The organism is Martelella endophytica (assembly GCF_000960975.1).
Taxonomy (GTDB): domain Bacteria; phylum Pseudomonadota; class Alphaproteobacteria; order Rhizobiales; family Rhizobiaceae; genus Martelella; species Martelella endophytica.
In genome coordinates, this window is sequence record NZ_CP010803.1 from 352871 (window position 1) to 368651 (window position 15781).

A 15781-nucleotide genomic window follows, 5' to 3' on the forward strand; every position below is an offset into this window, starting at 1 on the left:
CGGTTGCCGTTCCGGCCGCCTCCGTGACGTAGGGGACAGCAAGGCCTTTGCGGATGAGGCGTTCGGCGAGATGGTCCTCTACTTCGGCGATACGACCTCGCCGCAACGAACCATAATCACCGGTCACGCTCTTGAGCGGTCTGATGCGCATATCGTTCTCCGGAGGGAGAACCGGGCGACCAATGCCGCCCGGTTCGGTGAAAGATAGCCGGGATTAGCCGGAGACGTTGCCGAAGTCGCCGTTGACCAGCGCGGCCGGGCGCTTGACCGCGAGCGCCAGACGCTCTTCGGCGCGAACCGTGATCATGTTCTTGACGAAGTTGTCACGGTCTTCCGAGGAAGCGACGACCTCCGGATCCATGCGATCATAGATGGTCGCGGCCATCTTGAAGGCACCAACCAGGAACTCATCCTGATCCATCGCCTGTGTCTCGACCACCGGGCGGCCCCAGAGCTGCGGGCCGGCGAGCTGCATCACGTTGGCGAAGATATAGCGGAATTCGCCGTCCTTCGTCAGTTCGATGCGAGCCCAGTCAGTCGGGTGCAGCACCATGCCATCGGCCGGGTACTCAGACAGCGACGCCTGCAGAAGTGCGAGCCGCAACGTGTCGATCATCGTCTCGCCAGTCACGGCAAAGGCAGCGGAATAATCGGTCGCGTTCGGGATCAGGCCGTGCAGGTTCTGCCCGGTTCCGTCACCCTTGAGCAACTGACCCTCTTCCGCCAGCATCAGGCCGTAGCGCAGCTCGCCATCGATTTCCGTCTGCAGCTGTCCGGCGTCTTCCATGGCTTGCCGGGAAACGTGTACCCAGTGCGCGATTGTCCGCACATTCGCCGTTTCCTGCTCCCAGGCATAGGTCGATTCCGGCTTCATCGCGCCTTCGCTGACCGGGCCGGCATTGTTGGTCCGGGTCACCTGCCGCGCATACTCGATCGAATTGGAGCCGGTCGAGCCCTGCATGAGAAGGCTGCGGATGGTCATCTGACGTTTCGGCATACCGACGATCTCGGTCTCGCGATCCGACCAGATCAGCCCACCGGCGCCCGGCGATACAGAGGTGATCGCCTGCTTGACCGGCAGCGCGAGGCGCGCCGTCCCCTTGCTGCCATTGGCGGCAAAGGCGCGGATAACCTCGTTCTCGGCAACCAGCTGGCCGAACGACTTGACATCCCCGCCGCCGCCACGGCCGCGCTGCGCGACCTGCTGTTCAAGATCGGAATTCCGGGTTTCGACCTTTTCGAGCCGGTTCGCGATCTTTTCCAGGCTGTCGCCCAGCGTCTTCTGAGCCGTCAGAAGAGCGTCGGCGTTCTTCTTCAGCTCGGTCGTGGTGGCGCCGGTGTCCTTCGACTGTTTCAGCGCCTCCTCGGCGGTTTTCTTGACGTCGCTCTCGACGCGCTGAAGAACCTCCTTGGTTTCCTTCATCAGCGCTTCAAGGTCGCCCGGATTGGTTTCGTTGCGAACCGTGCCGATAACGGCCGCGGGACGCTGCGCCATCAGGGCGGCAAGCGCAATGCTTGGCATAAGCATCTTGGTCATGCCTGATCTCCTGTCATGGATTTCATTTTGCGGATGAGGTCCTCGACCTCGGTGATGACGGCAGCGTCCGGCTTGCCGTGACGGGCAGCGTCTCGCGTGCCCCCTTTGATGCCGGCGAGAAGTTCGCGGGCCTCAGAGCGTGAAATCCCGGCGCGAGCTGCGACGAGATCGAATTTGCGTTCCGCCGGCATCTCTCGGCCGGTCTGATTTCTGGCGCCCTCCGAAACGGCGTCGGAGGGCAGCAGGCTGTCCGCGAACTTCTGGTCGACGGCCGAAGCGCCGCTGATCCAGGTCTCGCGGTCGAGCATCGCGCCGAGCTTGTCGGCTGCAATGCCCGTGCGGGCGGCGTATATGTCGACGGCAGCGCCGTCGAAGGGCTCCAGCCAGTCGGCGACATCGCGAAGCGCGTGGCGGTCGCCGGCGGCAACGACCCATGTATTGTGGATCATCAGGAAACCGGCGCGCGCGATCTGAACCTCGTCGCCCGCCATGGCGATGACCGAAGCCGCCGAGGCCGCAATTCCGAGGATTTTGACCGTCACCTTCGCCGGGTGTTCCCGGAGCTTGTTGTAGATCGCCAGACCTTCGAAATAGTCCCCGCCCGGACTGTTGATGCTGACGGTCACGTCACGCTTTCCGATGTTCCTGAGGGCGGCATCGATCCGCTTCGACGTGACGCCCTCACCCCAGTAATCCTGCCCGATCACATCGAGAATGGAGATCGTCGCGTCTTCGTCGGCCTGGTCTTCAGTTGCGGCATGAACGTCCGGGTTCCAGCGCTGAATGGCCTTGGCGGAGACATCCGACCGGACGCCCGGCCGAACATTGACGACGGCGGATGGCAGGTTACGAATTGTCATGTCTGGTTCCTTCGTTTTCGACGCCGAGGAAGGTCCGCAGCGCGGCACGCAACTGGCTGCCTTCTTTCGTGGCACCCAGCTGGTCGAGCGGCGCCAGGTTCGTCTGCGCGGTCAGCTGATCCGTACCGTCCTTGAACGGAAGGTTGAGTTTCGAGCGACCTTCCCCGCGGGTCATGAGACCGTTTTGCACCATCGCCGACAGGAATGCGGACTTGGCGGCAGAATCCATCTGCAGCATCGCCTCGCGGTTGAATTCCGCGTAGCGCTTCCGCGAGCTGTAGGGGCGGATCAGCTGCTTGCGGATGCGCGCTTCGATCCTGTTGCAGATCGGGTCGATCCCGAGCGTCTTCCACGACAACAGGATTTGCTCGACACCCGATCCCCACATTGTCTGGCCGTCTGCGGCGTGCCCGATGATGATTGGCGGCATACCCCACCAGCGGCAGATGTCCTCGACGTCGAAGCGCCGCGTTTCCAGCATCTGCGCGTCTTCCGGATTGAGCGTTACGCCCTGCCACTTGACCCCGGCCTCCAGAATGCCGACCGAACCGGTCTTGCCCGAACCCGTCATCGGATCGACAAGAGCCTTGCGCGCCTGTACGCGCTGCTCCGGCGTCAGAAGCTGATCGAACAAAAAGAAGCCCGACGGCTTCATGCCATTGGCAAAGACGCTGGCGGCGGCCTCTTCAGCTGCCATTGCCGCGCCGAGTGAATTGACACCGGCGGCGATCGGCGAAAGGCCAGCGTCGCGGTTGCGGAGCGATTGCCCGAAACCCTTGAGGTGAAACACCTTGTCGCGTGGCAGCTCTTCAGTTCTGCCGCGATCCGTCACGCGGTATACCAGCGTCCCGTCCGGCTTGCGTTCCGGTATGCAGCTCATGCCTTCCGACTGAAGCGGATCGAGAGCGCGAAGCTTCCCGTTGATCTCCATCCGCTCGGCATAGGCGTTTCCCGTCGTCACCAGCCATGCGACCATGCCCTCCCAGAATTCGAGCGGTGTCTGATCGGCATTGGGGCTGTCTGTCAGCACCTCGGAGACAGGGTCATCGTCGATCCGCACCCTGTCGTCGTCGGCAGCGCGCTCGTATACGGCGAGAGGCAGAGAAGACACGGCCTGCGCCGTCGTCTTGATGCACGCCCATGCGGCTGACAACTGCAGCGCGCTGTCGATCGTCACGACCTTCCCGGATGACGACGTGCGCCCGGCGAAGCGCGACCAGCCCGCGCCATCGCTCAGGCGCAGGCGCCGGTCCTTCGCGACCTCATCGGAAACCGCATTGAAGACCTTGAACGGGGCGGCGGCCGCCCTGACAAACCAGTTCATCAGCCGGCCACCATGATCGGGTCGGCCAGAAACTCGCCAATATCCATCCTGTTGGCCTGCGGGTTGAGGAACATCAGCATGGCGGCATCGAAGAGCGCCATCAGCGGATCAATCTTTGCCGCGCCGGAAACCTGTTTGGTGACCACGTAATTGCTACCTTTCAGTTCCTGCTTGGCGTTGCCTGCGGCCCAGTTCATCGAGGCCTGACCGCCATGCAGAAAGCGGCGATCTTCGAGTTTGAGCGGGACCGACGAAATCGCTGTCTGAAGCTTCCAGCCCTGCGTGACCGCCTGAACCAGAGGAGGCTCCAGCTTCTCCGCTTCAAGAGCGTCGATCAGGAGCGCGACACCGGCACTGTCGAGGCCGATGCCGGCCGTCTCCGGCAAAAGCCCGCTGTCATACACCTTGCGACAGACTGCGGCGGCAAGCGCGGCCTGCTCCTCGCTGTTGCGGGCGACCGTCAGTTCGCCGGCCTCTTCGAAGGCGCGAAGCTTGTGGGCGATCCCCTTGCGAACCTCGTAGACCTTCGGCCTGATCCAGATATGCCCCCAGCCGAGCCAGACCTTCGTGGTCTGTTCGCGTCCGATGACATACAACGCGGCGAGGTCGTCGGCGCCGCCCCAGTCGATACCGATCGTGCAGACCTCCGAACGCTCCAGAAGGGCGTCGAGGCTGTCCAGCGTCTCGTCGATGCAATTGCCCCACTCGGCCGCACCCGACCAGCTGTCACCGGCAAGGCCGACGCCGATCTCGATGTTGAGATGCTGGCTCGACCAGATTTGCTCGGTTTCCTTGCTGACCCGCCCGTTGTTCTCGTAGTCGTCCTCAAGCGCGATCGCGTCGATTGAACGCCCGATATTCGGCAGCACCAGATGCCAGTTTTCGCGGTTGCGCCAGAACGCCTCGTCGAGCTGCTTCTCCTTCGGAAACTCGTAGAGCACCGGCAGCATGATCGGCGACGAGCCGCCCTTGCCGTCCCGGATCGCCCGGGCCTTGTCCAGCTCGGTTTTCCAGATGCCGGCAGGCTCCTCGTCCGACTGGGTCGTGATCATCAGGACCTGGCCGCGCTGCATCGTGATGCCGCCGCCTCTGATCTGCTGCATCACCCGCGAGGCCTTGGCCTTCTTGCCCAGTTCATGCAGCTCGTCGATGATCGTCAGGATCGGGATTTCCCCGGTCACGATCGACGTGTCGAAGGTCTTGACGTTGAGGTCCGTCCCCGTCTTGCGACGCGTGATGAACTTCTGATGATCGGTCACCTTGAAGATATCCGACAGCTTCTCGTCGAGCTTGATCATCCCCTGCGCCTGCTCGAAGCAACGTTCGGAAATGTTCTGACTCGGCGCCACGATCAGCATCTGACGGTTCGGCGCGTCCTCCATGAACAGCGCCGTCAGGCCGAGGGCTGCGACATAGGTCGTCTTCGAGTTCTTCTTGGGAACCATGCAAAGCAGTTCCCAGACCAGTCGACGCTTCGTCACGGGATCCTGACTGGCGAGAAACGCCACCAGAATGTCACGGAACCAGTCGCCGCATGCTTCCGACAAGGGCGGGTTTCCGGGAACGTCCGGAAGCTTCAGCCTGTTGAAGAACGCCAGCGCCCGCGCCGCCCGCTTCTCGTCGAGCGGGATTTCAGGGATCGGCGTTTCACCGGCCTGCAGCTTCTCCCACCAGTCCGGGCAGGCGAAGCGCGGCAGATCGTCAGTGATGTGCGTTATGGCTGGCTTCACGTTCAAGCTCCGCCATCAGGTCGGCGTCCGCATCGAGCGCCCGCAGATCGTCCATCTTCTTCTTGCCGATCCGTTCCGGCTTCTCGACGGCCGCGTCCGGAGAATTCTCGAACAGCCGCTCGGCTTCCATCCGGTCATTGCGATCGAGAAGCTTGCCGAATTCCCGCAGCGCCCCGACATTGCCGCCCTCGGCCATGTCCCAGGCGATCTCAAGTCGGCGAGCCTCCAGCATGTCGCGCGCCGCTTCCCGCTCGGCCAGCTCATAAAAATAATACTTGTGCAGCGTCGGAAGCGTGATCTGCAGGGTGGAAGCAATCCGCTGATTTCCCCACCCAAGGGCCACTAACATACTGACACGCTTACGTGTTTTCGCAGTGGCCTCATGCTTTGGCCGCCCACGCCGACGCGGCTTTTCGACAAACGGGTTGCCGAAGAGGTCAAAATTCACGGTCACAGCAAAAAAAATCCCTGAATGTGGGGGGCGCGGGTCTGGGCTGTCGACGCCCATGGACTTTTGACCCACCCTCCCCCTCAGCGATGCCGGCCGGCCCTCTGCCGCTCGGCGCGCTGTTTCGCGCCGTCATGGCAGGCCTTGCACAGGCACTGGAGGTTGTTGATATCCCAGAACAGCACAGGGTCACCGTGATGCTGACGCTTATGGTCAGCCACGAGCAGCGAGGTGTTGGTCTCGATCTTGCCGCAGCCTTTCATCTGGCAACGGAACTGATCACGGACCAGCACGCTCCATCGCAGCTTCTGCCATCGGCTCGTCTTGTACCACTGACGCCACGACACAACGGCGTCGCGCTTACGTTCACCGTTCTCGCCGGTCAGCACGGACGGCGGAAGCAAGCCCGGTGCTGCAGTCAGCCGCGATCCGATTGCCTTCAGTCTGCCCATGATGTCCGATGATGCCGCGGCTTTCCCGCATAAACGAAACCCGCCGAGCGGGCTTTCCGCTGGCGGGTGTTTTCTGATCTTTTTCAGTGTGCTCAAGCTATGTCAACTTACCGGCGCAAATCAAGGAAAAAGTGAAGGCGATATTATCCAGCTTTATCAATGCTTTGCTCTGGCAAAACAGCCTGAAACTTCCCCACCCATGGCGCAGGATCGAAGCGCATGGGCAAAGTGTTTCCGAAACTGAGGGTGTGGTCAAGCTCCCTGTCGAGCAGCTTTAGCGCCGCCTGCCACACCATCCAGTCGAGCCGCGACAGGATCGCGCCACGCAGTGGATCAGACAGCACATACTTGCGGTACGCCCCTTTCACCGGCCGCCGCGACCGCTTGTCCCTGCCATCCACCTCGACCATGCGCGACTTGCCGAACGCATCCTTGAACCGCTTCATGACGAACCATGCCGGCATGCCATTGTGCTCGACCATCCTTTCCTTCGGCCGATCCGCCCGCCAGTCCGGCCCGCGCTTCAGCACCGCGCATGTGACGATGAGGTTATAGGCATGCCGCCCCGTCTGCCGCTCGCCCCGCGCCCGCTCGCCCGCCAGCACCCGATCGACTTCCGCCCTGATCAGCCCGCGCTCATCACTCCATTCCGGAAACGGATACCAGTCGACCGGTATGTCGAACCCGTCCTTCGTCAGCGCCTTCACTGCCTGCCCGACCTTGAGCGCATCGGCATGCGGCTCATCGACATCCGACCATGTCGGGATCACGCCCCATCCGTTCGGCGAGCGATCGATCAGCGTGCCAAGCGTCTCGATGTCGCCATAGATCGCGCTCGCGCTCTGCATGGCCGGGATCAGCCTTCCGCCACCCTGCGCCTTGCATAGCTCTTCCGTGAAAGCCCAGGTCAAAAGCTGCTCGATTGTCATCTTCCTCATCGTATCGCTCTTCCTTCCCTGATTATAGAGTTTGCTTCCCTCATTCGGCTCCTACCTTCCCTGACACGCTTTCACCGCTCATTGATTTTATTGTGTTTTCTTAAAAGTAAGGGAGGATAGGGAAGGTAGGGAAGATAGATAAAACCCTACACATGTGCGCGCGACCTGCAGTACATATTCATGCGGCGTAGGCCGCATGTGTCTTTTCTATCTCGCGCGCGTCACGCGTAGCTTTGCGGCTACCTTCCCTACCTTCCCTACCTTCCAAACCCGTTGATTTTCCAAACCTTTTGGCAGGGAAGCAAACAGAACGACCGCTGCCCTACCCTCCCCAGCATCCCGATTTCATTCCCTGCGGGAGCAAAACAGCAAGGCATGCGCGGGAAGCTGGGCGCCCTGTCATGCCAAAGGGTCCGGGATCGAGCGTGTTTATAGATCAACAGGCCACTCCTCATCCCTGTAGGGAGGCGGCTGCTGCTCGCCATTGTCCCGGAAATCCTCCTTCACCCTGATGCCGAAATAGATGGTGACGCTGCGCTTGCCTTTGCGGAACATGTGCATGGCGCCGTCCTCGCCTACCCAGCTCTTGCGCGCCTGGTCAGGGAACCGCTTGGTGAAGGTCGGTTGCCGAAAGTCAGAAAGCCCCTCGCGCCTAGCAAACTTTTGATAGGCATTGAACAGGTCGAGAGGCGTCTCGGTATCATCGTCGCGGCCGGTGACGATGCACGCTCCGCGCACGAAGGCCCCCAACGGATCGTTTTCCTCGCGGTATTCCCGCGTCGCGGCCGAGATACCTTCCGGTTCCATCAGCCCGCGCTTCAGATAGTCCAGCGCGCCACGCACCATCCACGCGAAGATGCCCGCCTTTTCGGCTCTGAGCTTGCGTGGCAGATCGCGGTCAACCTCTCCCTCGGGTATCTGTACATCCCATGGCACCAGCTTGACCCGTCGCCAGATCCCGTCGCTGTCATCGCGGATCACCGGCTTATGGTTGCCCGAAAGGATGATCTTGAACTGCGGGTCGAGCTCGAAGAAATCTTGATTGAGCCGCCGCACAGCAATCGTCTCGCCGCCTGTCAGGCTCTTTATCAAGGCATCCTTCAGTTGGACCCCCATTTCGGGCTCGGAAGCCGCCACCAGGCGCGCACCGGGCAGTCTGGCAAGGTCAGGCGTCGCCTCGGCGCCAGATCGGCGTTTGTCGCCCGCGAAACTGTCGATCGACATCGAAACGGCGTAGTCGCCCATGATCTCGACCATCAGGTCCACAAATGTGGATTTGCCGTTTCGCCCGGCGCCATAGAAGAACAAAAGGCACTGCTCGCCAGTCTGACCGAGAAGGCAATAGCCCATGAAACGCTGAATATAGGCTCGAAGGTCGGCGTTGGGCATAACCTGCTGGAAGAACCGTTCGAAAACCGGCGCGATGGCATCCCGTTCAAGCTTCACCTCTGCAAGCTTGGTGATCAGGTCATGCGCCGCGTGCCGGTCTATTCGGGCTTTCCAGAACCGTTGACCATCCACTTCCTCGCAGATGAAACGCAGCGTTCCGGAATGGCAATTGATCGCGTAGAGATCACGATTGAATTCGCCGACCTCTTTCGAGAGATAGGGCGTCGCCTCGCTCAGCATGCAGTTCAGCTTGTTGGTCGAGCATGAACTTTTGGCGTGATTGTGCCGCGATGATATCCTGCCGGAGCGATCATCCTCCACAGCCTGCATCCTCGCCACATGCCGTTCCAGGGCGCCGTATTCCTCGTAGTCCTTTTCGGTCCAAGAGGCCGTCGCGTCGATCATCTTGTTTTTCTCACGATCGGCGTCCCGCCCCTTCTTGATCCGGGCTTTGACACCGGCAAGCTTTTCATGCACTTCGTCGGGCCAGTCCGCCTTCGCTGGCCCAAGCCTCACCCTTTCCTTCTCAGCTTCCGCCGCATCGGCAATAAGCTCTTCCAGATGTCTGAGGCGCTCCTCGCTGGCGTTGTCATTGTTCGACGGTGGCTTACCCATTGCCCGCATGCGTTCGCGCGCTAAGCGACCGGCCTCAATTGCGGCACGTTCGTCTTCCGAGCAATCAAGCAGGATCGCCTCATCGTCTATGAATTCGGCTGTCCTATGCGCCCATGCCCGAACGATCGATCCTGAAGGATCTTCCTTCCAGCGTGCGCCATCATAACCGTGCCAACCGACATTGATCACCGAGAGCGCACGGTCGCCATAACGGCATACAAAACGCCGCCCGTTGCCGATGTCTGTCTCAGGCTCGCTCGCACATTCCTCCAGAATTTCGTCAGGCGAGAGCTTCAGGGAAGCCTCTTCCTCTTCAGCCTCCAGAACGGGCAAGGGGTCCGGGTTTTTCGCATAGGCGGCGCGCGCCTGCGCACGTTTGGCAATCGCCTCTTCCGCCTCAGGTGATAGCCCGCCCTTCTTCTTTTTGGTCTCAGGCATCGGCCCCCTCCATCATCAGTTCAGAAAAGTCGCCGGCGCCCTCGGGCGGCCAGACGGTCACCACGGCACGCCCCGGCCGCGAAAGCCGCCGCTCGGCCCGCGCCATGGCAAAGGCGGTCTCGACAGGCTCGCTGTCGCCATCGGCGACAAGCACCAGGTCGTCGACATGGTCGGGCACGTCGAGGCATTCGCCAGGGGCAAGCCCGGCCTTAGGCAGGGGTCCGGGGATGGTCACGGCGCGGGCGCGCCCGCGCTTGTCGGTCATCGTCAATGTCGGATGCCGCTCGCGCCCCTCGGCCGGGCCGCAGAGATTGCCGATATCGCCGGCAGCGCCATAGAATGTGTCGGCGCGGAAGAATTCGAGCCCGGCCACGGCCGCGACATTCTCGATCCCCTCGGCCAGCACCCACCGCCGCGCCGAAAGATCGCCGCAGACCGGAATGACGGAACCCTTCTTCGCGCCCTGCATCTTCTTGGCGGAAAGCGGCCGGCCCTTCTTCGGGCAAGTGAGCAGCGGCCGGTATTTCGGCGCGCGGCCGAGATCAATCCATGTCTCGTGGCAGCCGGTCACGGCGCCATCGAGATCGACATAGGGCGCGATCATGGCCGGCCCGACATGAAGAGACAGTGGATTGCCGAATTCGTCTTCGTCGTGCCAGAAGGTGTGCCGGTCATCGAAACGGATGTTGTCGAACACAGATTCATCCATCTCCGCGCCGCAGCGCAGGCGGAGATAGTCGCGCACCACTCGCCCGGCCGCACCGGTCACGATCGAGGCGTTGAAATAGAGCCCGCGCGCCTTCGTCACCGCCTTTTGCCGATATTGGTTCTGCTGTTCGGCATGAGCCTCGGCCTGGCGCGCAGCCTTCGCCCGCGCATCCGCCATCCGCTCTTCGCGCGCGGCCCGCTCCTCATCGGTCTCGCGCTGGGCCGGATCCGGGATATCGCGATCCAGCACCGCAGCGCAGGCCTCAAGAAAGCCGGTCCGGTCCCTCAGATCGTGCCCATGCTCATGCGCCGCCAGCGAAATCGCATCATGCCCGCCCTGCCCGCACTTCCGGCAGTTCCAGACGCCCTTACCGGGATTGACCGCAAAGCCGTCCGTTCCTCTGTTGGTCGGGCAAGGCCCGGTCCATTCCGAGCCCCGCACGGGCACGCGACCGATCCGCCCTGCATAGTCGGCAAGGGTGATTGCGCGCGCTTCGGCTATGAAAGCGTCGATAACGTCGCTCATTCCGCCGCCACCATCATCGGCTCGAAGTCGGCACGCAAATGCCCGCAGTTCGCCGCCACCAGCGCGGCCGCGACCGGCGGGCACACCGAATTCCCGCAGGCCGAGACCTGCTGCGATTTCGTAAACGCCTTTCCGTCCGGTCCGCGGTCGATCTCGTAATCCTCCGGAAAGCCTTGCGCGTTGAACAGTTCGCGCGGCGTCAGCATCCGCATGCCGATATCGACCACGACGAAAGTCGCCCCGCCGATCGCCAGCGTTACGAACCTGCCGCGACGGCGGAAGTCCCGTCGCATGGCCCTTGTCTTGCCCCTCCGCATCCAGAACCCATGCCTGCGCAGGAATGCCGCCACCTTGCGCGCCCTGCCGGCCTGCGCCTCGGTGAAGGGTGGTGCGTCGATCGAAGCCTGGACATGGCCGAACCGGTCTTTCGTCGTCACCGTGTGCAGCGGGCCGTCATATGTCGCGCCATCGCCGGTTCCGAAGTACTTGGCGCAATAGGCCGCAACAGCGCCCTGCTGCGCCCCGGAGGCCGTCACCGTCGAAATGGGTTCATTCATGCTTCGGCCGGGATTGACGCCACCGAGACGACGGCTGTCATTGTTGTGCTGGGCCACGAAGGCGGCGGCGACACAAGTGTCCGCCTTGGCCGTCACGGTATGCATCGGCTCATCGCCGCCACGTGGACGGCTCTGCCCTGCCCTGCCACCGCAGCCGACGAGCGAGGGAATGACAACCGCGTGCTTGACGCCGCCGGCGACGACCGTGCCGAGCGGCTTCCGTGGATCGAGCGCGCGCGGCTCTTGTCCCGCCCGCTCGCCATAGCCGGTCTGCACCAGCGTTGGCGCTATGATCGCGTTCTGGTCCTTCGGGCTGGCGCAGATCGTGTGGTGCGGCACAGTCACCGTCCGCGCGCCACCGCCCTGCTGGGCATAGGTCAGCACCGGCGCGATAACCGCCGAATGTCCGCCGCCCGCCAGCACCGTCGGATGCGGCGCCGTCACGATGCTGTCGCGCCGCTCTTTGCCCTTCAGGCTCATCAGGTGCGGCGTTACGAGGGCGGATTTGTTGACGCCGGCCGTTACGGTCGCGGACGGCATCTGCATGCCGTGCCCTACCGACGCACCGAATTGCCGGGAAACGAAGGCAGACACCAAGGCGTGACGATTCTCTGTCGTCACAACCCGCAACGGTTCCCCAACGCTGGCCGACCTGCATTTACCACCCTGCCCTGGCCCATAGAATGCCGAGAGCATTGGCGCAATCACGCCCAGCGGCGCAGCGCCACCCGGGCGCTTGATGAAGCTGTTGGCGGTGATGGTCGGCAATGGCGCATCGACGGGGCTTCCCGTCGCGCCGGAATTGAACCGCACGACAGATGGTGTCACGAGCGAATGAGATATACCGCCGGCCGTCACCACGCCGAAAGGATCGGTGAGTGGATATTCCCGTCGCCCGCCGCTATCGCCATGCGCGATCGAGACCAGAAACGGCTCATCCGCCTCTAGCACATACCGCGCAAAACCCCGCGCGATCCGCGCCTCGGTGTTGTCCGCGAGCGGCCGCACCGATCCGACGCCATATTTCGCCTTGATCTCAGCCGACGTGTCAAAGATCGACGGGCACGGCAACGACCAGTCGATGATCTCCGCCGCCGTGCGCCATGCCAGCTTCTGCCCGAAATACACGCCAGCATCATCCGGCTCGCCATGCGTTTCCTCAGGCCAGACGATCGGCCGGCCGTCAAACCGGATGATCACGAACAGCCGGTTTCGGATGGTCGGTGCGCCGTAGCGAAAGGCCCGCAATTCCTGCATCTCCAGCTTGCCGCCAAGCCGCCGCAGCCGCTTGCACCACTTCTGGAAGGTCTCTCCCTTGCGTTCGGGATCCGGCACCTCGCCCTTGTCCGTCCGCATCAGCGGCCCCCAGGTCGAGAACTCCTCGACGTTCTCCATGATGATCACGTCGATCTTGCCGCCCGATTTCTGGATGCGATCCACCCAGAACGGGATGATATGCGCCAGATCGCGGATATTCCGCTCCACCGGCTTGCCGCCCTTGGCCTTGGAGAAGTGCTTGCAGTCCGGCGAGAACCAGGCGAGGCCGATATGCTGCCCTGCCACATAGTCGAGCGGATCGACCTTGTAGATATTTTCCGACAGGTGCAGCGTGTCCGGATGGTTCGCCGCATGCATGGCGAGCGCCACCGGATTGTGGTTGATGGCGATATCGGGCGAGCGCCCCAGCGCCATCTCGATACCGGTCGACGCGCCGCCACCGCCGGCGAAACTGTCGACGATCAGCGGCAAACCGTGGTCAAATTTGCGTTTCCGTGGCGCCGCCACGACATGTGCGCCAAGCAGGTCATCAATCGTCTTCACTCTGCAGCCTCCCGCACTGGCCGCATCAACGGCCCCAGATCGCGATCGTTCGCTGGGCGCAGTTCATGGCACCGCGTCCGGAGCGTCAGAACGTCATCAAGCATTCTGGTCTCGGCCGTGGAGCCCCACGTCTCACGAAAGGCCGTGATATACGGCGTCCCTGACGACCAGCGCCGCAGCAGATAGGCATCCGTCACGATCCGGATGCTTTCCATGCAGCCGAAATCGAGCCCGTGAGCCTCCATCGCCCGCGCGGCCTCGTGGCGGCTCGCGGCGACAACCAGCAGGATCGGTGTCCGCTCACGCCGCATCGGCCTTCCTCCGCTCTTCCAGCTTTTCCCGATGAAGCGCCTCGGCCTCCCGCCGCTCCGCATCGGTCAGCGCCCGCCAGGCATCGCGCGCCAGGTCAAACACGCCGAATTCGCGCTTCGTCCAGTCGGAGTTCAGTTCGATCAATGCCATTTGTTCGCCCTTTCCCGTTTCGGCTGGTGATGATGCTCGTCGACGATGACCACGTCGGCGCGGACGCCGGAAATCGTGTCGTCGGCAGGTCCGCTCGGCACACGATCGCGCTCTGCAATCTTCGTCTCGAGGCGGTCCATGAATTCTTCGGTGGCGGCGATCAGCTCGCGGGCCGCCCATCGCTCGGTCACGAGCCGCTGCATGTATCGGCTGTTCGATGTCTCGAAGTGCCAGCAGGCCCGGTAGCGCGACCCGGACGGGATTGCATCGATCCCCTGAGACGTGTCGACGACCTCGGCCCAGTCCGGCAGCCCGTAGAGACCGATGCCGAACACGGCGAGGCAGGCCCAGGGCGCATCGTCTGTGATGACATAGAAGCGCTTTTGCTCAGCCATCGACGGGCTCCAGCGTCTTCGGCTTCAGCATGGCCGTGAAAACCGAGATATCCGGTGCCTGCCGCGCCAGCGGGCGGAACGCCGCCGCCTGCCAATCCCAACCGATCTCATTGAATGACAGGAGAAGAACGTCTCCGACTGGAACGATGAATTCCACGCTTACCGCCGCAACCGTGAGGATATCGCCCTTCTTCGGCGCATACTCAGGAACGTCATCGAACCATCGGTCATCGATGCAAACCGCCTTCTCGCCCACCTTCCACGGATAGCCCCTCATTCCGCCGCCTCCTGCCCAGGCCCAAACAGCCCGCCGGCCAGCGTAGTGGCGGATAAATCCTCCGGCAGTGCCGCACCGACCTTCCGCGCCATCTTGCGCCGCTGGTTCTCTTCGCGACTGACGATTTCGAGATGATCCGGGTTCACGCACAGCGAGAAGCAGCAGGTGTGATCGCGATGCTCACCGCGCTTCAACGTGTTCCCGCCGATGGCATCACAGGCAAAGCGATGCGCCCGCACGACCTTGCCCTTCACCCGGAACGAGCCGTACCATTTACGATTGCCCTTCCCGCGCGAGCGTGCGCCGGTCCAGAACCAGCAGCCGTTCGGCAGCTTGTCGACGTAGCGCATGAACCGGGTGATATCGTCCTCGTCGAAGGTCATGCCGCATCCCTCGCCGCAAACACGACATCGCAATGCGCCGGGCACCAGCTCTTGCCGTCCTTCGCCGGCGCACCGCAGACCGGCACATCCGGCCCGTCCGCCGCATCGAAGGCCACGAGCGGAAACCGGCATTCATAGTTGCCGACCGACAGCATGGTCTTCGGTGCGGCATCGGTGGCGACGAACTTCGAAAGGTCGCGGCCAGCGCCAGGCACATGCGAGGCCTTGGCGGGCAGCGCCAGACCGGCGAGCCGCGGCGAGGGTTTCGCCTGCTTGGCCTTCTGCGGCCGCTTCAACCCCTGAACCTTCTTTCGCGGAAACAGCTCCGGATGCGCGGCCATCATCTTCGTCACGCAGGAGGGGCTGCAGCCGAGCTGCCGTCCGATTTCCCGTGCCGAGCGCCGCTCGCCCTTCAGCCGCGCCGCCTGCGCAATCAGCGCATCGGTCCATTGAAACCGCGCAGAGGCAGACACCGCTTCGGCCTCGGCTTGCTTCGCGGCCTGCGTCTCGGGCGGGAAAAGATCGCGGTTGCGCTTGGCGATCCCGGCAATGGCCGAGCGCGAGACGCCGAATTCTTCCGCAATCTCGGCATAGGAATGCCCCGCCCGCTTCATCTCCGCCGCTGCTGCCAGCCTTTCCGTCGCCCAGTTCATACCGCCACCCCGCAGGTGAAAGGCACGTCCTGAAAGTCATTACCGCCGCAGGCCTCGCAGTAATTGTAGCCGCACGCATCGACGAGCCGGCAGGTCGGCTTGGCCGCCGCCTTTCCCTCGTGGAATATGCGCGCGCGGCGCACCGGCCGGGCAACCTGAAGCCGCTCGGCGCTGCGCCAGTCGCGGCCGCTCTCGATCGACCAGCGCGCCAGCAGGTCGACGGTCGTGTCGGGTCCGTGCGAAATCAGCCAGGAGGCAAGGCTCATGC

Annotated in this window: 17 protein-coding genes; all 17 read right to left on the reverse strand. The window is 62.9% G+C overall.

Annotated features, from left to right (window positions below):
• Window positions 1-214: 214 nt before the first annotated feature.
• The 17 genes from TM49_RS01600 to TM49_RS01675 all read right to left on the reverse strand — a co-directional run bounded on the left by TM49_RS01600 (window position 215) and on the right by TM49_RS01675 (window position 15779).
• The gene (locus TM49_RS01600; protein ID WP_045679249.1) at window positions 215-1537 is read right to left on the reverse strand and encodes a phage major capsid protein; all 1323 of its coding nucleotides are present in this window, start codon (window positions 1535-1537) and stop codon (window positions 215-217) included.
• Complete coding sequence (locus TM49_RS01605; RefSeq protein ID WP_045679250.1) at window positions 1534-2397, reverse strand: head maturation protease, ClpP-related; 864 nt, start codon at window positions 2395-2397, stop codon at window positions 1534-1536. Before TM49_RS01605 ends, TM49_RS01600 begins: the two co-directional genes overlap by 4 nt.
• Complete coding sequence (locus TM49_RS01610) at window positions 2384-3721, reverse strand: phage portal protein (protein ID WP_045679251.1); 1338 nt, start codon at window positions 3719-3721, stop codon at window positions 2384-2386. The genes TM49_RS01605 and TM49_RS01610 overlap by 14 nt, the downstream gene beginning before the upstream one ends.
• A complete protein-coding gene (locus TM49_RS01615) occupies window positions 3721-5451 on the reverse strand; it encodes a terminase large subunit domain-containing protein (RefSeq protein WP_244464773.1) in 1731 nt (576 codons plus the stop codon). The genes TM49_RS01610 and TM49_RS01615 overlap by 1 nt, the downstream gene beginning before the upstream one ends.
• On the reverse strand, window positions 5423-5959 hold the full coding sequence (locus TM49_RS01620) for a hypothetical protein (protein ID WP_244464774.1): 537 nt from the start codon (window positions 5957-5959) through the stop codon (window positions 5423-5425). Before TM49_RS01620 ends, TM49_RS01615 begins: the two co-directional genes overlap by 29 nt.
• A 23-nt stretch (window positions 5960-5982) precedes the next feature.
• Window positions 5983-6447, reverse strand: coding sequence for an HNH endonuclease (locus tag TM49_RS23820; protein WP_244464775.1), 465 nt, complete (start codon window positions 6445-6447; stop codon window positions 5983-5985).
• A gap of 47 nt (window positions 6448-6494) precedes the next feature.
• Window positions 6495-7289 (reverse strand): hypothetical protein, encoded by a 795-nt coding sequence (locus TM49_RS01630; RefSeq protein WP_045679254.1) that lies wholly within the window; start codon window positions 7287-7289, stop codon window positions 6495-6497.
• Between the two features lie 429 nt (window positions 7290-7718).
• Entirely contained in the window at window positions 7719-9626 is a 1908-nt protein-coding gene (locus TM49_RS01635; RefSeq protein ID WP_244464776.1) for a phage/plasmid primase, P4 family, read from the reverse strand.
• Window positions 9627-9723: 97 nt separating this feature from the next.
• Window positions 9724-10965 carry a DUF7146 domain-containing protein gene (locus tag TM49_RS01640; protein WP_045679256.1) on the reverse strand — a complete coding sequence of 414 codons (1242 nt, stop codon included), beginning with the start codon at window positions 10963-10965 and terminating at the stop codon, window positions 9724-9726.
• The gene (locus TM49_RS01645) at window positions 10962-13334 is read right to left on the reverse strand and encodes a DNA cytosine methyltransferase (protein WP_425283282.1); all 2373 of its coding nucleotides are present in this window, start codon (window positions 13332-13334) and stop codon (window positions 10962-10964) included. Before TM49_RS01645 ends, TM49_RS01640 begins: the two co-directional genes overlap by 4 nt.
• Before the next feature lie 5 nt (window positions 13335-13339).
• Entirely contained in the window at window positions 13340-13654 is a 315-nt protein-coding gene (locus TM49_RS01650) for a hypothetical protein (protein ID WP_045679257.1), read from the reverse strand.
• Complete coding sequence (locus tag TM49_RS23585; protein WP_158498593.1) at window positions 13644-13805, reverse strand: hypothetical protein; 162 nt, start codon at window positions 13803-13805, stop codon at window positions 13644-13646. The genes TM49_RS01650 and TM49_RS23585 overlap by 11 nt, the downstream gene beginning before the upstream one ends.
• A complete protein-coding gene (locus TM49_RS01655; RefSeq protein WP_045679258.1) occupies window positions 13796-14200 on the reverse strand; it encodes a hypothetical protein in 405 nt (134 codons plus the stop codon). Before TM49_RS01655 ends, TM49_RS23585 begins: the two co-directional genes overlap by 10 nt.
• Window positions 14193-14477: a hypothetical protein gene (locus tag TM49_RS01660; protein ID WP_045679259.1), complete on the reverse strand. Its 285-nt coding sequence runs from the start codon at window positions 14475-14477 to the stop codon at window positions 14193-14195. The genes TM49_RS01655 and TM49_RS01660 overlap by 8 nt, the downstream gene beginning before the upstream one ends.
• Complete coding sequence (locus tag TM49_RS22500; RefSeq protein WP_052699659.1) at window positions 14474-14860, reverse strand: HNH endonuclease; 387 nt, start codon at window positions 14858-14860, stop codon at window positions 14474-14476. The genes TM49_RS01660 and TM49_RS22500 overlap by 4 nt, the downstream gene beginning before the upstream one ends.
• Window positions 14857-15513, reverse strand: coding sequence for a GcrA family cell cycle regulator (locus tag TM49_RS01670; RefSeq protein WP_045679260.1), 657 nt, complete (start codon window positions 15511-15513; stop codon window positions 14857-14859). The genes TM49_RS22500 and TM49_RS01670 overlap by 4 nt, the downstream gene beginning before the upstream one ends.
• Window positions 15510-15779: a hypothetical protein gene (locus TM49_RS01675; protein WP_045679261.1), complete on the reverse strand. Its 270-nt coding sequence runs from the start codon at window positions 15777-15779 to the stop codon at window positions 15510-15512. The genes TM49_RS01670 and TM49_RS01675 overlap by 4 nt, the downstream gene beginning before the upstream one ends.
• Between the last annotated feature and the right edge of the window lie 2 nt (window positions 15780-15781).

Coding starts and splice junctions, on each gene's coding strand:
- TM49_RS01675 (WP_045679261.1), bottom strand. CDS start 15,779: ATGAGCCTTGCCTCCTGGCTGATTTCGCACGGACCCGACACGACCGTC.
- TM49_RS01650 (WP_045679257.1), bottom strand. CDS start 13,654: ATGCGGCGTGAGCGGACACCGATCCTGCTGGTTGTCGCCGCGAGCCGC.
- TM49_RS01620 (WP_244464774.1), bottom strand. CDS start 5,959: ATGGGCGTCGACAGCCCAGACCCGCGCCCCCCACATTCAGGGATTTTT.
- TM49_RS22500 (WP_052699659.1), bottom strand. CDS start 14,860: ATGACCTTCGACGAGGACGATATCACCCGGTTCATGCGCTACGTCGAC.
- TM49_RS01670 (WP_045679260.1), bottom strand. CDS start 15,513: ATGAACTGGGCGACGGAAAGGCTGGCAGCAGCGGCGGAGATGAAGCGG.
- TM49_RS01630 (WP_045679254.1), bottom strand. CDS start 7,289: ATGAGGAAGATGACAATCGAGCAGCTTTTGACCTGGGCTTTCACGGAA.
- TM49_RS01640 (WP_045679256.1), bottom strand. CDS start 10,965: ATGAGCGACGTTATCGACGCTTTCATAGCCGAAGCGCGCGCAATCACC.
- TM49_RS01605 (WP_045679250.1), bottom strand. CDS start 2,397: ATGACAATTCGTAACCTGCCATCCGCCGTCGTCAATGTTCGGCCGGGC.
- TM49_RS23585 (WP_158498593.1), bottom strand. CDS start 13,805: ATGGCATTGATCGAACTGAACTCCGACTGGACGAAGCGCGAATTCGGC.
- TM49_RS01610 (WP_045679251.1), bottom strand. CDS start 3,721: ATGAACTGGTTTGTCAGGGCGGCCGCCGCCCCGTTCAAGGTCTTCAAT.
- TM49_RS01655 (WP_045679258.1), bottom strand. CDS start 14,200: ATGGCTGAGCAAAAGCGCTTCTATGTCATCACAGACGATGCGCCCTGG.
- TM49_RS01660 (WP_045679259.1), bottom strand. CDS start 14,477: ATGAGGGGCTATCCGTGGAAGGTGGGCGAGAAGGCGGTTTGCATCGAT.
- TM49_RS01600 (WP_045679249.1), bottom strand. CDS start 1,537: ATGACCAAGATGCTTATGCCAAGCATTGCGCTTGCCGCCCTGATGGCG.